Annotated in this window: 15 protein-coding genes and 2 pseudogenes; 8 read left to right on the top strand and 9 right to left on the bottom strand. The window is 63.7% G+C overall.

Going from position 1 to position 19,275, the window contains the following annotated elements; translation table 11 throughout:
- Positions 1-21: 21 nt before the first annotated feature.
- A pseudogene (locus AC5RVV_RS13225) lies at positions 22-593 on the top strand (recombinase family protein).
- A 136-nt stretch (positions 594-729) separates the two neighbouring features.
- A pseudogene (locus AC5RVV_RS13230) lies at positions 730-872 on the top strand (transposase); the annotation flags it as partial.
- Positions 873-1,510: 638 nt separating this feature from the next.
- Here the strand turns inward: AC5RVV_RS13230 and AC5RVV_RS13235 are convergent.
- The 8 genes from AC5RVV_RS13235 to AC5RVV_RS13270 form a co-directional block, all read right to left on the bottom strand.
- A complete protein-coding gene (locus AC5RVV_RS13235; protein ID WP_494001840.1) occupies positions 1,511-2,647 on the bottom strand; it encodes a thiolase family protein in 1,137 nt (378 codons plus the stop codon).
- 7 nt (positions 2,648-2,654) lie between these two features.
- On the bottom strand, positions 2,655-4,823 hold the full coding sequence (locus AC5RVV_RS13240; RefSeq protein ID WP_494001841.1) for an acetate--CoA ligase family protein: 2,169 nt from the start codon (positions 4,821-4,823) through the stop codon (positions 2,655-2,657).
- Positions 4,824-4,875: 52 nt separating this feature from the next.
- Positions 4,876-6,552, bottom strand: coding sequence for a tripartite tricarboxylate transporter permease (locus tag AC5RVV_RS13245; RefSeq protein ID WP_494001842.1), 1,677 nt, complete (start codon positions 6,550-6,552; stop codon positions 4,876-4,878).
- Positions 6,553-6,585: 33 nt separating this feature from the next.
- Positions 6,586-7,116, bottom strand: a complete 531-nt coding sequence (locus AC5RVV_RS13250) for a tripartite tricarboxylate transporter TctB family protein (RefSeq protein WP_494001843.1) — start codon at positions 7,114-7,116, stop codon at positions 6,586-6,588.
- On the bottom strand, positions 7,113-8,084 hold the full coding sequence (locus tag AC5RVV_RS13255) for a tripartite tricarboxylate transporter substrate binding protein (protein WP_494001844.1): 972 nt from the start codon (positions 8,082-8,084) through the stop codon (positions 7,113-7,115). Before AC5RVV_RS13255 ends, AC5RVV_RS13250 begins: the two co-directional genes overlap by 4 nt.
- A gap of 31 nt (positions 8,085-8,115) precedes the next feature.
- Complete coding sequence (locus AC5RVV_RS13260; protein WP_494001845.1) at positions 8,116-9,252, bottom strand: thiolase family protein; 1,137 nt, start codon at positions 9,250-9,252, stop codon at positions 8,116-8,118.
- 10 nt (positions 9,253-9,262) lie between these two features.
- Positions 9,263-9,541 (bottom strand): PhlB family protein, encoded by a 279-nt coding sequence (locus AC5RVV_RS13265; RefSeq protein ID WP_494001846.1) that lies wholly within the window; start codon positions 9,539-9,541, stop codon positions 9,263-9,265.
- Positions 9,542-10,282: 741 nt separating this feature from the next.
- Positions 10,283-10,969: a TetR/AcrR family transcriptional regulator gene (locus tag AC5RVV_RS13270; protein ID WP_494001847.1), complete on the bottom strand. Its 687-nt coding sequence runs from the start codon at positions 10,967-10,969 to the stop codon at positions 10,283-10,285.
- A gap of 148 nt (positions 10,970-11,117) precedes the next feature.
- On the opposite strand from AC5RVV_RS13270, the gene AC5RVV_RS13275 reads away from it, so the two are divergent.
- The 6 genes from AC5RVV_RS13275 to AC5RVV_RS13300 all read left to right on the top strand — a co-directional run bounded on the left by AC5RVV_RS13275 (position 11,118) and on the right by AC5RVV_RS13300 (position 18,044).
- A complete protein-coding gene (locus tag AC5RVV_RS13275) occupies positions 11,118-12,779 on the top strand; it encodes a class I adenylate-forming enzyme family protein (protein ID WP_494001848.1) in 1,662 nt (553 codons plus the stop codon).
- Positions 12,780-12,782: 3 nt separating this feature from the next.
- Positions 12,783-13,553, top strand: a complete 771-nt coding sequence (locus tag AC5RVV_RS13280; RefSeq protein WP_494001849.1) for an SDR family oxidoreductase — start codon at positions 12,783-12,785, stop codon at positions 13,551-13,553.
- A gap of 26 nt (positions 13,554-13,579) precedes the next feature.
- On the top strand, positions 13,580-14,836 hold the full coding sequence (locus AC5RVV_RS13285) for an acyl-CoA dehydrogenase family protein (RefSeq protein ID WP_494001850.1): 1,257 nt from the start codon (positions 13,580-13,582) through the stop codon (positions 14,834-14,836).
- A complete protein-coding gene (locus tag AC5RVV_RS13290; protein ID WP_494001851.1) occupies positions 14,833-15,930 on the top strand; it encodes a phosphotransferase family protein in 1,098 nt (365 codons plus the stop codon). The genes AC5RVV_RS13285 and AC5RVV_RS13290 overlap by 4 nt, the downstream gene beginning before the upstream one ends.
- A 66-nt stretch (positions 15,931-15,996) precedes the next feature.
- A complete protein-coding gene (locus AC5RVV_RS13295) occupies positions 15,997-17,181 on the top strand; it encodes a thiolase family protein (protein ID WP_494001852.1) in 1,185 nt (394 codons plus the stop codon).
- Positions 17,178-18,044, top strand: coding sequence for a 3-hydroxyacyl-CoA dehydrogenase family protein (locus AC5RVV_RS13300; RefSeq protein ID WP_494001853.1), 867 nt, complete (start codon positions 17,178-17,180; stop codon positions 18,042-18,044). The genes AC5RVV_RS13295 and AC5RVV_RS13300 overlap by 4 nt, the downstream gene beginning before the upstream one ends.
- 640 nt (positions 18,045-18,684) lie before the next feature.
- On the opposite strand, the gene AC5RVV_RS13305 is transcribed toward AC5RVV_RS13300, so the two are convergent.
- Positions 18,685-19,152, bottom strand: coding sequence for a hypothetical protein (locus tag AC5RVV_RS13305; protein ID WP_494001854.1), 468 nt, complete (start codon positions 19,150-19,152; stop codon positions 18,685-18,687).
- Between the last annotated feature and the right edge of the window lie 123 nt (positions 19,153-19,275).

Consider the following 19,275-nt stretch of genomic DNA (forward strand, 5'->3'; position numbering starts at 1 on the left):
TCTACCGCTACTGTTATCCCAATGCCAGCACACATTGTCGGTTACGCCCGCGTCTCAACCAATGAGCAGACCTGACCGCCCAAAGGACCGGTCTCGCCGCCCTCGGTGTCCCCGAAGACAAGATCTTCGTCGACCAGGGACTGACCGGCAGGAACAGGGACCGGCCCGGCCTGCGCGAAGCCCTCGCCGCCGTCCGCGACGGCGACACCCTGGTCATCACCAAACTCGACCGGCTCGCCCGCTCCCTGCCCGACGCCCGCGACATTGTCGAAGAACTCACCAAGAAGAAAGTGAAGCTAAGCATCGGCGCGTCCGTTCACGACCCCACGGACCCCGTCGGCCGCCTGCTCTTCAACGTCCTGGCCATGGTCGCCGAATTCGAATCTGACCTCATACGGTCCCGCACCCGTGAAGGCATGCAGGTCGCGAAGGCCAAAGGCCGGCTCCGCGGGAAGCAACCCAAACTCTCCAAGAGCCAGGAAGCCCACCTTGTCTCCCTGTATAAGGGAGGACAACACACCACCGCCGAGATTGCCGAGCTCTTCAAGGTCGCCCGGAGCACTGTGTACCGCATCGTCCAGCGAACGCTCTAACGAAACCGCCGTGCCAGCACTGCGCCGGAAACCGACTATGTAGGCATCGGACTGGACGCCGATCGCGCAACACCTGGCTCAGCAGAGCCTGACGACCCTGACAAATAACGCCGCAAGAACACCGGTATATTAGCGCCGGATCACCGAGAAGGTCGTCGCTGAGATGACCGAGTGGCAGAACAGGCCCCTGGATCGGGTCTACCCGGGGTGCGTTCATCGAGGCGATCCACGAGAAGGTACGAGACGGGGCAGGTCACCAACCGGCCCGTCTACGTTGCCCGGCGTGCCCGGCAGCATCGGGAACACTGGCTGGGACCTCGATAGCGCCTGCATCTGGAACTTCTCGTCCGCGCCTAGCACGACCGTGGACTCCGGCGGGTCCAGGTAGCGGCCGACGATGTCATAGGCCTTCTCCACGAACAACAGGGCGTTGGAGAGCTTGAACCGATCCGCGCGGTGCGGTTTGAGGCCGAGCGTCTTCCAGATCCGCCCGACCGTCGACGAGTTCAGACCGGTCCCATCTGCCATCCTCTGAGATATTAGGTCACGAATTACCGGTGCAGGACACTAGCAAGCCGATACGGCCACCGGGACCAACCGTTCATCAATGCCGGTCCCGCGGAAGACTGTCATGATCCTGTCCCTTGGGCGTATGTCCGCGGCCGCTTGCAGGAGAACCATAACCTCACCCAGCCGCACCAGGGCCAACCTGGTGTCCATCCCGGCAGGGGAATAGGCGGCCGGGATCTCGCTCACCGCTATGCAGACACCGTCAGTCGGTGCAGCCGTCGGCACCAGGGCATCCGTGTGGCATCGAGGGCAGGATTCCCGTGGCAGATGGCCGGACCATCCGCAGGATGAACAGGTGAAGACCTCGATCCGGGAATTCCCGGCCGTCCAATCACTTCTGGTCATGGTCAATCCCCCAGTCGTTCCAGCGTGGCGGCTACATGTGCGGACAGGACGCCGCCGTCGGCATGGACATAACCCCGCCGCGCATCCTGCACCTGGCGTCCGTCGGCCCGGCCGCCAAGCTGGTGGGATACTTCGCAAAAGTGTGCCAGCCCACCGGATACCCCTGAATGTCCGTAGGACAGCAGTCCGCCGTGAGTGTTGAGCGGCAGTTCCCCCGTGACATCGAAGGTGCCGGCCGCCGCCCATTCCCCGGACTTTCCGGGCGGGACGAGGCCGATCTCTTCCAGGATCATGGCCAAGGTGATTGTGAAGCTATCATAGATCGCAAAGACGTCCACGTCCCCTAAGGCCATTCCGGCCTGGTTCAGCGCACGCGAGCAGGCCATCTGGGCGCCGTTGTTGGCCAAGTCCAGCTCGGACAAGTGCTGGTGCAGATGCGCCTGTCCGATCCCCGTGATCGCCACGGCGCCATCCCGGATGTCCTCATCCTCCACGGCTCGCAGGACCACTGCCGCTCCACCGTCGGAAACGGGGCAGCATTCCAATAGGCGCAGCGGAGAGGCGATCACCTTGGAGGACAGGACGTCATCTTCCGTGATCGGCTTCGAAAAGTGAGCACCGGGTGTTGCGGCGGCGTGTCGTCTCATCTGGACAGACAGAGCGGATCTGTTCCCCTCCGGGAGACCGTATGTCTGGTCGTAGTAAGACGCCAGCAGCGCATAGTAGGCAGGCACCGAGCCGCCCAGTGGCACTTCGTAGTCCGGATGGGCCACCTGGGCCAACACTTGGGTCGACTCCGCGCGCGACAGGCCGGTGGCCCGATTCTCCCCGGCGGCCACCAGCACCGTCGAGGCCTGACCGCTCGCAATGAGGGCCACGCCCTGTGCGACCATGGCCAGCCCCGTGGCCCCGCCGACGTTCATGCCGAAGGCGGCAGCGGGACGGATCCCGAGCCGTTCGCTCAGGGTGTTGGCCGGCATCAAGTGGGGTGCCACGGTGGAGTACCCCACGATGACGCCGTCAACGGCATCTGGCCGCAGACCAGCCGCATCCATGGCGCCCAAAGCCGCCTCCACCTGGAGATCCTGGCTGGTCTTCGCCAGGTGCCTGCCGAACGGGGTGACGTGGACGCCAGCCACCGTTGCCCTAGCCGACAACAAGGGTCCCCCGCCTAGGGTGCGCGGATACCGGGGTGAAGGATGGATATGCGTTGATTAGGGCATCGACCCCCACGCACCGATCCCCGTCAAACAGCACGGGGTTTACCTCAACGGACTCGACCTGGCCAGGGTTGTCCTCCATGAACGCCATCATGCCGAGCAGGGACTCCGCGAGAGCGCGTAGATTGGCTGGTGGAATGTCCCGGTATCCCAGCAGCAGTCTGTGGGCGCGAAGGCGAGAGAGTTCGCCGACCACGTAGTCGATGCTCAGCGGGGGGACGAGGACAACCACGTCGGGGTCGACTTCGGCAAGCTTTCCACCCATACCAACCATGAGTACGGGACCAAAGGTGGAGTCGTTCCTGCCGCCGATGATCATCTCCAAGGACGAGGCCACCTGTTCGTACAGGACGAACCCGTCCAGCGGGATGCCATGTGCCGCTGCGGACTCCTCCACGGCCGCTGCAGCTGCGGTGATTTCGGCGAGGCCTGTTAGGGAGGTGTGGACCAATCCGTACTCGCTCTTGTGGGAAACGGCACCGGTCACGCCCTTTAGGACCGCCTTTCCCGGGAAACCGGCTATTAGCTCTTCGGTGATGGCCGAGCGGTTCCGGACAAAGGAATGAGGCGCGAAATGTACGCCGTAGCGACTGAGGATGGCGAGGCTGTCTACCTCGTTCAGCAGGGACACCGTAGAGTCGCTCCCCGGTGCCTGCACGGATGCCGGCAATGCAGCGGAGGGATCCTCACTGCGGACCTCATTGGCGAACCGGGCCATGGCCCGGGAATGGTTAACCAGACCGCCCAGTGCGCGAACGGCCCGATGGGTCTCCTCGAAGGTAACAACACCTTGGGCATCGAAGAGTTCGCGGCTATGCCGATTGGGCAGGACGGCAACGACAGGCTTGCCGCTATCCCGTTGAGTCTTGGCGATGTCAACGGCGAACCGGTCGACTGCGTAGCCGGGTCCCGTGACCGGGAGGGCGACGATGAGTGACCCGATGGATTCGTCCGCGGCCATGAGGTCAGCGGATTGCCCGAGCAGGGCCGGCGTCGATAGTAATGCGGACGTTATGTCCACGGGATTAGCTGTTGCTGCGAAGTCCGGGAGGACCTCGGTCAGCACCGATTGGGTGGTGTGGTCTAGTTGGGGGACGTCTAGGTCGAACGTTGCGCTGGAGTCAGACACCAGCACGCACGATGCGCCGGAGCTGCTGAGAATCCCCAGGCCGGCGTTTTCCGGTCGGGCGTTCTTAAGCCACAGCGGTACAGAATCGACAATTTCCTCGAGGCTGTCCGCCAGGTGCATGGCGTGCCGTCGGAAGAATGCCTCCACCGTCCGGGACTCGGAGGCCATCGCCCCGGTGTGGGACAGCGCGGCCCGCTGACCGGCGTCCGACCGCCCACCGTAGAGAACGAAGACGGGGACGCCCTGGGCTGCGGCCTGTTTCGCGACCTCGCGCAGTCGACCGGTGGAGGGGATGTTCTCGATGTAGAGGATCAGGACCCGCACTTCTGGATCTGCCAGAGTCATCAGCGCGACATCGGCGAGGTCAAGGTCGCCGTCATTTCCCGTGGCGTGGGAATAGCGAACGCCGATCCCTCGTTCTCGGAGCATCCCGTAGGGGACCGAAGCCATCGCTCCGCTTTGGCTGACGATGGACACGGGGCCGTCTTTTGGGGGGTACACCCCGATCAGCGTGGAGAACGTCAGGATGGATCCGGTGTGGAAACTGGCCAGCCCCTGTGCGTTGGGCCCGACCAAGCGCATTCCGTGCTGGCGGCTGACCGCGAGCATCTCATCCAGAATGATGCGGCCTTCGGCGTCCCCGCCTTCGCCGAAGCCCGACGAGATGATGACGCACACCTTGACTCCCGAGGTCGCCGCCTCTTTGACGGCTTGCAAGGCCAGTTGCCCAGGGACGATGACGATGGCCGCATCGGCCTGCCCCCCGGCGGCCGCCAGTGTGGGGAAGCACTCCAGCCCCTGGATCACGGTCCGCTTCGGGTTGATCGGGATGATCCTGCCCTCGAAGCCATGCTTCAGCATGTAGGCAATGGGCCGCCCCCCGATCTTGTTCGGGGCATCCGAGGCCCCGTAGACGGCCACGCTCCGGGGTTGGGTGATGGCATCGGAAAACTCGAGTAGATCCACGATTCCTGGTCCTTCTGTTGGGTTGCTAAGGTGGCAGGGCGGCCTGCGTCCTTTAGCCCTCTGTGGTGGTGTGTTGCCTGCTGCGCTCGTTCTTCGCTCCGTCAGGGGCCGGGGATGCTGCTGAGATTCCCTCGCCCTCAGGGCCGAATCCTTCGTCCCCGTGTGCGGGTCCCGGCTCGCCATCCTGCCCAAAGTGGGCTGCGCTTTCGATCCCGGGACCGCCGATTTTGAACGCCTCTCGCTTGAGCAGGGCCTGTTTCCTCAGACGCATCCAGATCAGGATCCCGATGACGGCGACGATGACAATCAACAGGGTGAGGGAGATGGGCCGGTCCACGAAGATGCCGACCGATCCGCTGGAGATCACCATCGTCCGGCGGAACTCGGATTCGATGATCGGTCCCAGGATGAACGCGAGGATCAACGGGGTCACATCGAATCGGAATTTCTTGAGCACATAGCCGAGAATGCCGAAGGCCACAGCCAAGGCAACGTCGAACATGCTGTTGTTGGCGCTGTAGACGCCGCAGATGGCGATGATGATGACGATCGGCAGCAGGATGCTGGTGCGCACTCGGAGGATCTGTAGGAACACGCCGATCAGGGGTAGATTGAGGACCAGCAGCATGATGTTGCCGATGTACATCGAGGCGATGACGCCCCAGAAGATGTCCGGGTGCTCGGTGATTAGCCGCGGGCCCGGGGTCACGTTGTGCAGGAGCAGTGCTCCGAACATGACGGCCAGGACCGAGTTGGGGGGAAGACCCAAGGTGAGAAGGGGGACGAAGGCCGCGTTCGATGATGCGTTGTCTGCGGTTTCCGTTGCGGCGAGACCGTCGACTGCGCCCTTGCCGAATCGTTCCGGGTGCTTGGAGGCCTTCTTCTGGACACCGTAGGCGACGATCGAAGACAATGCACCACCGCCGCCCGGGAGGATGCCGATGAAGAACCCGATCACCGAAGACCGCAGGATGGCCGTCCGGGACTCCAGCCAGTCGCCCTTGGTCGGTAGGTTCCGTCCGAGCTTGGTGTTCTTCAGACCTGCCTGGAGCCCCCGGTCGACTGACATGAAGATCTCGGAGAATCCGAAGAGGCCGACGGCTAGGGGAATGATGCTGATGCCGGAGGACATGTCCAGAGATCCGAAGGTCAGGCGAGGGGTTCCCGTGATGGCGTCGTAGCCGACTGATGCCAGCACCAGTCCTAGTCCGGCCATGGTCAGGGCCTTCAGCTTAGACCCGGAGCCGAGGAAGGTCACCATCATCAGTCCGATCATGCCCAGCAGGAACATCTCCGGTGATCCGATGCGCACTGCGAACTGTGCCACGAGCGGGGCGAACAAGGTGAGGCCGACGATGGCGATGGTGCCGCCGATGAAGGAGCCGATGGCCGTGATTCCCAGAGCTCGGCCGGCCTTGCCTTGCTGGCGCATCGGGTACCCGTCCAAGGTTGTCATGACTGCCGCCGCATCTCCGGGGATGTTCAGCAGGATTGACGGAATTCGTCCACCGTACATGGAGCCGTAGTAGATGCCGGCCATCATGATGATGGCAGAGGCCGGGTCCATGGTGAAGGTCAGGGGCAGCAGAACCGCAATTCCCGCTGTTGGCCCGAGGCCCGGCAGCAGACCGATGACCGTACCCAATATCACGCCGAGCGTGACGTAGAGCAGGTTGATTGGATCGAAGGCAACGAGGAAGCCGTTGCCCAGCCCTTCAAGAATCTCCACTGGATTCTCCTCTCAAAAGCAGTCCTATGCGGATCACAGTCCGATGACAGGGGTGATACGCATCTCCAGGAGAACACCGAAGAGCAGGTAGACAGCGATGGATCCGATGACCGCGACCAGAATCGAGGTGAGCCACCTTTCCTTGCCGACAGACCTGAAGAGGACCAGACACAGGATGGTGGCCGCCGGAATGAAACCCAATAGGTCGTAGAGGGGCCAGAACAGCACCAGCAGCAGGACATAGGTTCCCGCCCGCACCGCACTGGACCATCGGGTGAGCTTGGGTGAGTCTCTGACAAACACCGCGGCGAGGGCACAGAGCACCAAGGTGATGAGGAGAACGGTCGTCGGCCACAGTCCCGGCCCCGGCTCACTCAACGAGCCGAAGGGGAGCTTGATCGCCTCCGTCAGGAAAGCTGCACAGACCAAGGCGACGATGAGCGGTCCCAGCCGCCCTCCCTGCCGGAGGAAGAGCATGCCGGCCTTGAAAAAGCGTGACGATCTGCCGGCCACCGCAACGTCCATGTCATTAGAAGTGGACTCGGCATCCATAACGGTGCTCACTGTCCACCAACATAGGGTGCATAAGCTTCGCTCTGTTCCTCGAAGTTGGCCTTCAGGGCGGCGCCGTCGACGAACTCATCGGCGATATACTCCTCACCGAGCAATTCGCGCACCTTGGGATCCTCCAGCGCCCCCTTAAGCACCTCTTCGTAGCGCGCCCGGATGTCCTCGGGGGTCTCACTGTGGAGACCCAGCCCATAGTACGAGGTGCCAAGGTTGATACCTTCGAAGCCTAGTTCCTCGATGGTCGGGGTGCTCTCCAGGAAAGCCGCTCGGTTGGGCGCGTCGACTGCTAGGGGCTTGAAGTCCCCGGAATCAAAGAAGGTTCGGATGTCGTTCGCGGCCACGATGAAGACGGCATCGATGTTGTTTCCGAGGAGTGCCGTCGTGGCATCGGCATTACCGTCATAGGGAACCACTGTGATGTTCAGGCCGTGGTCGTCAATGAGGCGCCGCAACTCGATGGCACCCTGTGACTGGGCACCGGGCACACCGACCCGGACCTCGCCGTCCCTCGCCTCGTTGAAGAAGGCCTCGCCGTCCGGAAACTCGGAGTCCACGTTGCCGGCGAGAACGTAGGGATACTCGGTAACCGAACCGACCATGCTGACGTCGTCCAGGGTGTAACCCACATCCTCCGCCTGGGGCACCACGGCCATGGAAGTCGAGGCTACGAGCTGAAGCGTCTGACCGTCCGGGGCCTCTCCCATCATCTCGCGCTGCCCCAGCGCGCCACTGGCACCCGGCATGTTCTCCACGACCACAGGAACGCCCAGTTCATCCTCGAAGTACGGAGCGATTGAGCGGGAGACATAGTCAGATGATCCACCTGCGGAATAGGGCACAATCAGACGTACCTTGCCGGTCGGGAAGTGCTCTGCTGCATTTCCCGACCCCGCGCAGGACGTCAGGGCCAGCAACCCGACGCTGGAAAGGGCAATTAATGAGATTTTTATGCGATTCTTCATCCGGTGATCCTTCATTTCTTGGACGGGATATTTAATTGAGGTCAGTTCGTCTGAAGAGAGCCGTGATATTTGCGGAAAGAATTCCGCCTTCTACTTGGCACAGGGCCTGGCCTGTCGAGAGGCTGACCTGGTTGTCCGCGGTACCCCGAAGTTGTTTGACCAGCTCGACCACGTGATGCATGCCCGCCGCGCCGCCGCAGTGGCCATGGGAAAGCAACCCGCCGTGCGGGTTGAGGGGAAGCTCGCCGTCAATGTTGAAGCGACCGCTCTTCGCGTCCTGCGTACTGGTGCCGGGAAGGCTGATGCCCAGTCCCTCAAGCTGAAGGGCAAGGGCGACTGAGTAGCTGTCATAGACCATGGCGAGATCCAGATCCTCGATGCCGAAGCCCGCCATTGAGCGCGCGGCTTCGAGGCTTCTCCGAAGGGGCGAGGAACGGTCGAACGCCGAGTACGAGATACTGTCGTAGTTCGTGGCGAAGCCGTAGCCGGCCACCTCGATCCCCACTCGGGCACCCCCGGCGCTGGACACCACCAGAGCCGCCCCGCCATCCGACACCGGACTGCACTCCAGCAACCGGAGGGGCCCGGCCACCTGGCGAGACTCCATCAGATCTTCGCGCGTCAATGGTTCCCGATAGGCGGCTGTTTCCGTAGCCATCGCATGATGTCGTAGTAGTTCGGGGAATTCCAGGAGCACATCCGCGTCCATCTCAAAATCGGCAAGGTATTTGCTGGCTAGAAGCCCATATGCTCCTACGTTGGTCAACCCAATGGGCTGCTCCCAGTCCGGATGCCGTTGTTCGGCAAAATAGCGGACGCTGCGCCGCCGGTCTTGCCCGGTACGCGGAACGTCGGCACCGATGATCAGCACAGTTTCGCAGTCGCCGGCATTGATCGCCCGGGAGGCGTCCGCAAGTGCAGCCAAGGGAGAGGCGCCACCCAGGGCCTTGGCATCGGCCAGCTTCAACTGTTCCGAAATCCCCAGATACTCCGCCACCGCCAATCCGTGGCGAGGGAAGGCTCCCACCATCGGGGTGAGCACGATCAGGCCGTCGACGTCGTCCCAGCCCAGGCCGGCATCACGCAAGGCCCGCTCGGTGACAGTCGCCCCTAAAGTCATAGTTGTTTCACCAGGATGTTTGCCGACGGCTGTTTCGCCGATGCCCACGATCTGAGGTCTAGCTTTGGGCACTCTGTTCACCGCCTTCGACTGCGAGAAGACGCACCAGAGGCAAATCGGAGTCCGCGTCGACCACGCCAGCCATGGCATAGCGATCTCCGATGCGGACGGTTTCCCCTTCAGCGATAAGGGCCGCAACGTGGACCAGTGGCCCTTCGTCCAGTCGAATCACGCAGATGTCGAATGGGATGTTCTTCTGGAATTCTTCATATGGGGTGGAATGCAGACGCGTCAAAGCCTCTATTTTCCCAATACCTTCCGAGTGTTTCTCCGACATGGATCCGACTGTCTTACAGGCTCGACAAATGATACCGCTGGGATGCTGATACTGATCGCAATCGGAGCAACGCTGGATAGCGATCTCGCCGCAGCTGAATCGGTCCCACCATTGATCATTCTGAGCGAATCTCATACTTCACCTCTCCACCTGCTGAACATTTTGTCTCAAGGGGCTGACCTAGGATTGCAAGATCAGCCAGTACAGCAGGCTGCAATTTCTCAAATACGTACAGTGACCGGGCGGATAGGAACTTACCCATCGCGGAGTGACCGAGGTGTCCACTGCGTGCTCGCTTCCTTTGTCGAACGAATTCATCCTGAGAGAGGGCGGCCGACCGAGCGATCGCTCGGTAGGACCAGTATCAAGCGGGCCACAGAAGCTGTCAAGGGTCTATGTGACACGCACCACTTCCGCGGAAGGATATGAACGACCAATCGTCCAGCCGCCGCACAATTTTCGTTGCCTCAACGGCAGTTGACGAAGGTACGAGCCTTAAGCGTTGGCCGTTTACTGGCTGCCGATAGTCCAGTTCCCAGTTTCCATCCGGGACTGATCATGTCGGCCATGCCCCAGTCCCGGATAGCCTTGACCAGACAGGTAGGCGTAGTCGATGCGCGATTCTGTCCGTCAGGGACGGCGGTACAGGCAGGATGGGTGACGGCCGGGGCGCCGGCGACGGCGCTGCCGGCCAGGAAGAACTCGGCGACGCTCGCGCCCTGGCCCCGACCCCTGCATCGGTCAGGCCGTCGCCGATCGCCCCACAGCCATGACCGTGATCTCGCGGTAGCGTTCGACCAGCTCCTCCGGTGTCAGTGGCCCTTCCGGCTGGAACCATTGGGCGACGCCGGTGCACATCGTGATCACGGCGGTGCTCGCCTCCCGGGGGTAGCGGGTGTTGAAGATCCCGGTCTCGGTGCCCCGGTGGACGATCGAGTCCATGAGCCGTTGCTGGCGGTCACGGGCTGCGATGTGCTGGGCACGGGCGGTGTCGTCCAGGCTTCGAATCTCGCTGTAGGCGATAAAGGCAAGCTCCCGACGCCGGGCGTGGAACAGGACCAGACATTCGACGAGAAGGTCGAACTGGCAGGAAACGGAGGTTCCCGCCTCGGCGAGAGCCTGATGGCTCCGGATCCACAGATCGGACATGGCGTGCGACATGAGGGCCACCAGCAAGGCGTGCTTGGACGGGTAGTGGTGATAGAGGCCCGGAACGGACAGGCCGGTCCGGGCGGCCACTTGGCGGATGGTCGTGCCGTGATAGCCCTGCTCCATGAAGCATTCGAGCGCACTGCCCAGCATCGGGGGCAAGTCTCCCTGGGGATAGTACCGCCAAGACGAACTCCCGGTGCCGCGGGAGAGCGAGGCCGCATTGGGATCCGGACCCGAAACCCCGGCGGAGTCGATTTTCTGAGGAGTACTCGTCATGACACCTTTGCCTGCCTCATGTCGGATAGGGAAATCGTAGACCCTTGACAGCTTCTGTGGCCCACTTGATACTAATCCTACCGAGCGATCGCTCGGTCGGCCACCATCTCACCGGATGAATCCGTTCGACAAAGGAAGTGAGCACGCAGTGGGCACCTCGGACACTCCGCGATGGATCAGCTCCTATCCCCCCGGTCTCTTCGCCCGCCTCCCCGTCCCTGCCGGATCCCTGGTTGAGGCGTGGAGGAGCCGGGTCCAGGCGAATCCGGACCGAGATGCGGTCGTGTACTTCGACGGTGCTCTCACTGCCCGGCAGGTGGACGAACTCTCCACCGCTTTCGCTGCCGCTTTGGAGGCTCGCGGAGTAGGTCACGGTGACCGCATCGGGATCCAGATGCAGAACATTCCGCAATACGCGATCTCCCTTCTGGCGCTGTGGAAGCTGGGGGCGATCGCGGTCCTGCTGAACCCGATGTACAGGGGGCGGGAGCTACGTCATCTGGTTGACGACTCGGGTGCCCGTGGGATCATCGCCGAGGATAAGCTCTATGCGGCGACGGCCGAGACGGTTGAAGGCAGTTCCGTCGAATGGATCGTGACCACCTCAGGGCTCGAGTACCAGACCCGCAACGACCCCCGCGTCTTCCGCAGCACGGTTCGGGAGGAGCCGTCTCCCCACGGCGACATGTCCCAGCTGATCCAGGAGTTTGAGGACCAGGCAGCGCAGGAACGCAAGCTGAACCTCGATGACGTTGCCCTGCTCACCTACACGTCGGGCACCACGGGCCCGCCCAAAGGCGCGATGAACACCCACGGCAACGTCCTCAACGTTGCCACCATCTGCGCGGCCTGGATGGGTCTGGAACCCGGGGATTCTGTCCTGGCGGTAGCCCCGCTCTTCCATATCACCGGAGCAGTGATCGATGCTGCCACGCCTCTGCTCCACGACATGAGCCTGGTTTTCGTCAATCGCACCGATCCGGCCGTGGTCATCGACGCCTTCGTCGAGCACCGCATCACCTGTACCACGGGATCCATCACGGTGTTCAACGCCATCTACCAGGTCGAAGGTGCGGCGGCCGAACACTTCATGTCCGCGAAGGCCCTGTACTCCGGTGGTGCTCCCATTCCACCGGCTACGGTCGAGAGCTTTCGGGAGCGGTTCGGGAAGTACATCCACAACATTTACGGCATGACCGAGACCACCTCGGCTGTGATCGCCGTGCCACCGGGCGTGCAGGCACCAGTCGATCCGAGCAGCGGCAGCCTGTCCATCGGGCTGCCCCTACCCAACATCGAGGCTCGGATCATCGACGCCGACGGCAATCCGCTGCCCCCCGGCGTCCACGGGGAGCTCGAGCTCTCCGGCCCTCAGATCGTCCCGGGCTACTGGAAGAACCCGGAGGCCACCGCCCATGCACTGCCCGGCGGCCGGCTGCGCACCGGGGATGTCGCCGTGATGGATGAGGACGGATGGGTCTACATCGTTGATCGGCTCAAGGACCAGATCAACGTCTCGGGCTACAAGGTGTGGCCCCGGGAGGTCGAGGACGTCCTGTATGAGCACCCGGCTGTATATGAGGCGGCCGTCGTGGGTCAGCCCGATCCATACCGCGGCGAAACCGTGGTCGCCTACGTCTCGCTCAAGGCCGGACGGACCCTGAACGAGGATGAGGTCATTGACTTCACCAGGCAGCGGCTGGCCGCCTACAAGTACCCACGCATCGTCCACGTCATCGACGAAATGCCCAAGACGCAGACCGGCAAGATCCGCCGCCGGGCCCTGCGTGAGAACCCCCTGAAGGGATGAGATGTGAGCACTGATCGAGGACTCAACGGAAAGACCGCAATCATTACCGGCGCCAGCCGAGGCATCGGTCTCGCCATCGCCCGGGACCTGGCGGCCCACGGGGCCCGGGTCTGCATCACGGCCCGGCGCCCCGAGCCGCTCAAGGAAGCCGCAGCCGGTTTGCCCGAGGGTTCCGTCATCGCCGTCGCAGGCCGCTCCGATGACCCGGAGCACCGGCTGGAGGTGCTCGACACTGTGGCAAAAACGTTCGGCGGCCTGGACATCCTGGTCAACAACGCCGGCATCAACCCCGTCTACGGTCCCCTCGCCGAACTCGATCTGGACGCAGCCCGGAAGGTCTTCGAGGTCAACGTCTTCGGGACGCTGGCCTGGGTCCAGGACGCCGTGCGCCACTGCGGCCTCGACTTCCGCGGCCGAAGCGGGACGGTTATCAACCTGTCCTCGGTCACCGGAGACACACCCTCACCCGGCATCGGCCTGTACGGCATCAGCAAGGCTGCCGTCTCCCACCTGACCCGCACCCTCGCCGTCGAGCTCGGCCCCGAGATCCGAGTCAACGCTGTCGCCCCGGCCGTCGTCAAGACCAAGTTCGCGCAGGCCCTCTACGAGGGCAAAGAAGACGAAGTAACCCGCGACTACCCGCTCGGACGCCTCGGCACGCCGGAGGACATCGCCTCGGCCGTAACCTATCTCGCCTCCCCCGACTCTGCGTGGGTGACCGGCCAGGTCCTAACCCTCGACGGCGGCTTGGCGGCCGCTGGCGGCAGGGCCTGACCGCACCCCGAAAGGACACAGCACTGATGACGACAACTCTTCCCGAGACCACGCACACCCTCGACTCCCTGGAGGAACTACGGCGACGCACCCGGACCTTCATACGTGACACCGTCATCCCCGCCGAACCGGCGCCGGGCCAGCGTCTGGACCAGGCCACGCGTCACCGTCTCCAACAGGCCGCCAAGGACGCCGGAGTCTTTGCCCCCCACGTCCCGTCCGGATACGGCGGGCAGGGAATTCCGATCCAGTGGTGGTCCCCGATCTTCCAGGAGGCCGGCTACTCGCCTATCGGGCCCTCGGCGCTGAACTGCATGGCCCCGGACGAGGGCAACATGCATATGCTCGAGCTCATCGCCACCGAGGAGCAAAAGCAGCGTTTCCTCGCCCCGCTGGCTTCCGGAGAGACCCGGTCCTGCTTTGGGATGACCGAGCCGCACCCCGGCGCGGGCTCGGACCCCGACGCCCTGCTCACCACCGCGCACCTGGCCGGAGAGCAGTGGGTCATCAACGGCCACAAGCGGTTCATCAGCGGTGCGATCGGCGCCGGGTTCTGCATCGTCATGGCACGGACCGAGGCGACCGAAACCGCCCCCGCTGGGGCAACTATGTTCCTTCTGGACATGGACCACCCTGGTGTACGGGTGGGGGAATCCATCCACACCGTCGACCGGACGATCGACGGCGGCCATCCGCACGTCTACTTCGAGGACTGCACCGTCCCCGCCGACGCGGTCCTGGGCGAGATCGGCCTCGGCTTCAAATACGCCCAGATCCGACTCGGCCCCGCCCGCCTCACCCACTGCATGCGCTGGCTCGGGCTGGCCCGCCGCTCCCTAGACATTGCCCTGGACCGCGCCGAGCGGCGCGAGATCTTCGGCGCCCCTGTGAAGAACCTCGGCCTGGCGCAGGAGCTCATCGCTCAGTGCGAGATCGACATCGAGACCTCGGACGCGATCATCACCAAGACCGCCGAGCTTCTGGCGACCGATCCGAAAACGGGCTCCGCCCTGTCCTCGATCGCCAAGGTGCACTGTTCAGAGGCTGTGTTCCGGGTCATCGACCGCTGCATCCAGATCTGCGGCGGGGACGGCGTCTCGGACGGGCTGCCCCTGGCCCAGTACCTCAACGAAGTCCGGCCCTTCCGGATCTATGACGGGTCGAATGAGACCCACAAATGGGCCATCGCCCGCCGCGCTTCCTCCCGGCGGCGGAAGGCCGTGGAGGCCGGGGAGCCTTATCTGGGCGATGCCGTGATCCGTGGGGAGTCCGGGGGCCGATGAACACGCAGACGCAGAGGAAGCCCGACGGCGTGGAGGTCGTCACCACTCCCGAGGAGGCCCGCTCTCTGACCAGCCCGCCGCTGCTCATCCTGGACACGGTGAGGGCGTTCCTCGACGATCACGGCCTCGGTTCCGGGCCCTTGGCATGGGAGCGGATCGGGGACGGGCAGTCGAACATCACCTACCGGATCTGTCGCGGCGAGGACATCTTTGTCCTCCGGCGGGGGCCCCGTCCACCGTTGCCGCACTCCACGCATGACATGGTCCGGGAAGCGCGGATCCAGCAGCTGCTGCATGCCGAGGGAGTCCCCGTACCCGAGATCCTGGCGGTGTGCGAAGACGAGTCTCTGCTCGGGGTGCCCTTCTATGTCATGTCCTACCTGGACGGTGCCGTCATGACTGACTCGGTGCCCACCAAGCTCGGATCCCTCGAGCAGCGGGACGCCACCAGCCGGGCCGTGGTGGACACCCTCACCCAGCTCCACCGGGTGGACGTCACCCAGGGAAACCTCGCCTCCCTGGGCCGGCCCGAGGGGTACCTCGAACGGCAGGTCAAGCGATTCGCCGGCCTGTGGGACACCAATACGACGCGCCATCTGCCCCAGGTCGGGAAACTGGCGGGTTGGCTGGAGAGGAACCTGCCGGACACCCAGGCGGTATCTATGGTCCACGGCGACTACCGCATGGGCAACCTGATGTTCGCCCACCGCGCGCCCGCCTCCGTAGTGGGGATCCTGGACTGGGAGATGGCCACACTGGGCGACCCGCTGGCCGACCTCGGCTACCTGACGGCCACCTACGCATGCCACGGCAGCACCCCCACGATCATGGAACTCACCCCGGTTACCCGGGGCCCCGGATACTGGACCCGGGAACAGATCGTAGACCGTTACGCGCAGCAGAGCGGACTGAGCATGGAGGCGCTGCCCTGGTACCAAGCGCTGGCGCTATGGAAGTCCGCGATCTTCTGCGAGGCCATCTACACCCGCTGGCTCAAGGGAGAACGCCCCGGCGATGAAGTCTTCGGCCCGTCCCTGGAGGCTGGCGTCCCTCTGCTGCTGGAACAGGCTGACAAGTACACACACCAGCGGTAGCCGCCTTCTCCTGCCGGCACATGACCTGCATCCCCACCCTCTAGGCATTCCAAGGAGGATTGCCCCATGCCCGAAGACAAGATCGTCATTCTCGACGGCGCAAGAACGCCCGTCGGATCCTACGCCGGTGCTCTGAAATCCCTGCCCGCCCACGAACTCGGCGCCGCCGCGCTCCGAGAGGCCCTGCGCCGCTCCGGCATCGCAGGAACCGACGTCGATGAGGTGGTAATGGGACAGGTCGGGCAGGTCGGTCCGGACGCCTACAATGCCCGGCGGGTGGCCCTCGCCGCAGGGCTGCCCGAATCGACCCCGGCCGTTAACGTCAACCGCCTGTGCGGCAGCGGTCTTCAGGCTGTGTGGTCCGCTGCCCAACAGTTGCGCTGGGGGGGTCCCGATTTCGTGGTCGCCGGCGGCAATGAGTCAATGTCCCGCATGCCGTTTTTGGACTTCGCCGCCCGCGGCAACCAGCGTCTTGGACACCGGGAACTGATCGACGGGACCGTCGCGATGCTCACCGACCCTTTCTCCGGCCGGCACATGGGGTGCACCGCCGAGAACGTCGCGAACAAGTACTCGGTGTCCCGTCAGGAGCAGGACGAGTTCGCCGCGGAAAGCCAGCGGCGGGCCACCCTGCCCGCGGCGCGCGCGGCGTTCACCGAGGAGATCGTCCCGGTGGAGGTCCCCGGCCGGCGGGCCATTATCGTCTCGGCTGACGAGCACCCGCGCCCAGGCACCACAGTGGACCAGCTGGCCCGGCTGTCCCCGGTCTTTGAGGACGGAGGCTCTGTGACCGCCGGCAACGCCTCAGGCATCAATGACGGCGCTGCCGCCCTGGTCCTGGCCCGGCAGTCCACGGTCCGCAAGCGCGGCCTCGGCGCTCTGGCCACCCTGGAGCACATGGTTGTGGCCGCGATGGAACCGGACCTCATGGGGTACGCACCCACCCTGGCGCTGGAGCGGCTGTTCGAGGAAACCGGCATGAACCCCTCGGACGTCGGCGTTATCGAACTCAACGAGGCCTTCGCCGCCCAGGCGATAGCCGTCATCCGGGACGCAAAGCTGGATCCCGAACGCACCAACCCCTACGGCGGAGCGATCGCCCTGGGCCACCCCGTCGGGGCCACCGGCGCCATCCTCACGCTGCGCGCAGCCAAAGATCTGATCCGCCGCGACCACGAATACGCGGTCATCACCCTATGCATCGGCGGCGGTCAGGCCCTGGCCGCCCTCATCCGGAGGTACGAAGCATGAACCCGCACTCTTTCCCCGCAGACTTCTCAAGGATCGGAATCGTCGGCGCCGGCACCATGGGCCGCGGCATCGCCGAAAGCGCCCTGCGTGGCGGCTGCACCGTCATACTGTGCGACACTTCGGCGGCCACCCGGACGGCCGCCGAGGAACGCATCCTCTCAGCACTGGGGCCGGTCGGCGAGCGGCTGCGAACTGTCGATGACATTACCGGCCTGACAAAGTGCGACCTACTGATTGAGGCCGTCCCCGAGAGCGCCAGGCTCAAAAGCACAGTATTGCGCACGATCGAGGAACATACCTCCGCTTCCACCGTCATTGCGACCAACACATCATCAATTCCCATCACGCAACTCGCGTCGTCACTAGCCGATCCCGCACGCTTCCTCGGCCTGCACTTCTTCAACCCCGTACCGAAGATGCCGCTGGTCGAAGTCATCCCCACCGACGCCACGGCGTTGGGCGTGACAGCCTCGATCGAGCGGTTCGTGCAGGACGTCCTCGGGAAGCGGGCGTTCGTGGTCGGGGACCGCCCCGGCTTCGTCGTCAACGCCCTGCTCATTCCCTACCTGCTCTCCGCCGCGCGAATGCTCGACGCCGGATACGCCTCTGCACAGGTCGTCGACGACGCCATGGTGCTGGGTTGCGGCCTGCCCCTCGGGCCACTCGCCCTATCGGATTTCATCGGCCTGGACGTGCTGTGCGATGTCGCCGACGCCATGCACGAAGAGACAGGGGACCCTGCCCTGCTGATCCCCGACAACCTCCGCCGCCTCGTGGCCTCCGGACACCTGGGGCGCAAAACAGGACACGGATTCCTCCCCCACACCAGTCACCGCCAGCCCACCTCATCAACCACCGTTTGAGGGGCAAAGGCGTTTGGGACGGTGCGGTGGCGAAATGCTGTGGTGACATGGCGGGCTCCGTCCGGCACCAAGGCGGTAGGAGCCATCTGGGCAGACACCAGATGGCTCCTACCGCCTCGGAAAGCTGCTCGTCGCTTTGCAACTCCAGACCGCTTCCCGCGAAGGGCAACAAGCATGAGGTTGAGTGACATCATCGAAAATAAAAACGGCGCGTGGTCGCCGACACGACTAGTCCTGCCAAGGGCGAGGGGTAACTTCACCCACAACTTCTACAACTACTTGGACCCCCAAAACTTCAGCGGGAATGGATTCGCGAAAAGCTGAATCGTCCCGACTCAGATTCACCTTAACGACCCAGTCGTCTTTATTACGGGCCAAACCGATGCCATTGACTATATGTTCTGCTGCAACCGTTCGATGGGGCTTCGGGCCGAAGCAATTGGCTTTAGAAGCTTTGCCATCGGATTGACTTCAAATCTTTACGTCACGCCTGCGGCCAGGTCGAACTTGTGCAGGACGGCGGCGAGGGGGGTGTCGTTCGGGGAAGGTGTCCCTATGTTCTTTGCCAAGGGGGGGGGGTCGGCCGCTTTGACCACGGGTGTCTCATAGAGAGCTCGGAGCGAGGCATCCAGGCTATCCACTAGCCGTCTCGTAGACGACTACGCGGATAGGGATCCCCTGCAGCCAGGTCCCGTATCCATCGAGGTGTGTCCAGGCCGAGCTTCTTGTCGGTCGTGACCCTCAGCTCCGCCGCAGCGATTTTCAACTTGCGCTCCTGAGCCGCGCTGTGATTCTTGCCCCTTTCCCTCTTGCACTCATCCCCCGGTCGCCGCGCCGGCGAAGCAGCGAGTGGGTAGGACTCGGTGCCCACTGCGTCGCCCTTAACGGCGTCCTGCCCAAGCCAAGCCTGCAGTCTGTCGATCAACTCTTTATCTGCAATGCCGTAAGCATCACCGCTTACGCCGAGCTGGTCCTTCAGATTGAATATCAGCTGGAAGAATCGCAGGTCCGGCTCGGTGCGCTTCCAGTAGGCAGCCAGCAAGGCTACGAGCCGATCAATGCGCTCTTCGCCGCGTTCCGAAGGCCCTTCAGATACACGATCAGTCATGTCCTTCTCCTTGTTAGTGCCAAATTACTGTCACTGGTCAGCAGCGTACCGCTCCGGACCTTTGGAGCTTGGCCGTGAAGGTTGACCAAGATGACAGCCGCATCGTGCCCCGGGAGGGCGAAA

Source organism: Arthrobacter sp. MDT2-34-1 (assembly GCF_059091365.1).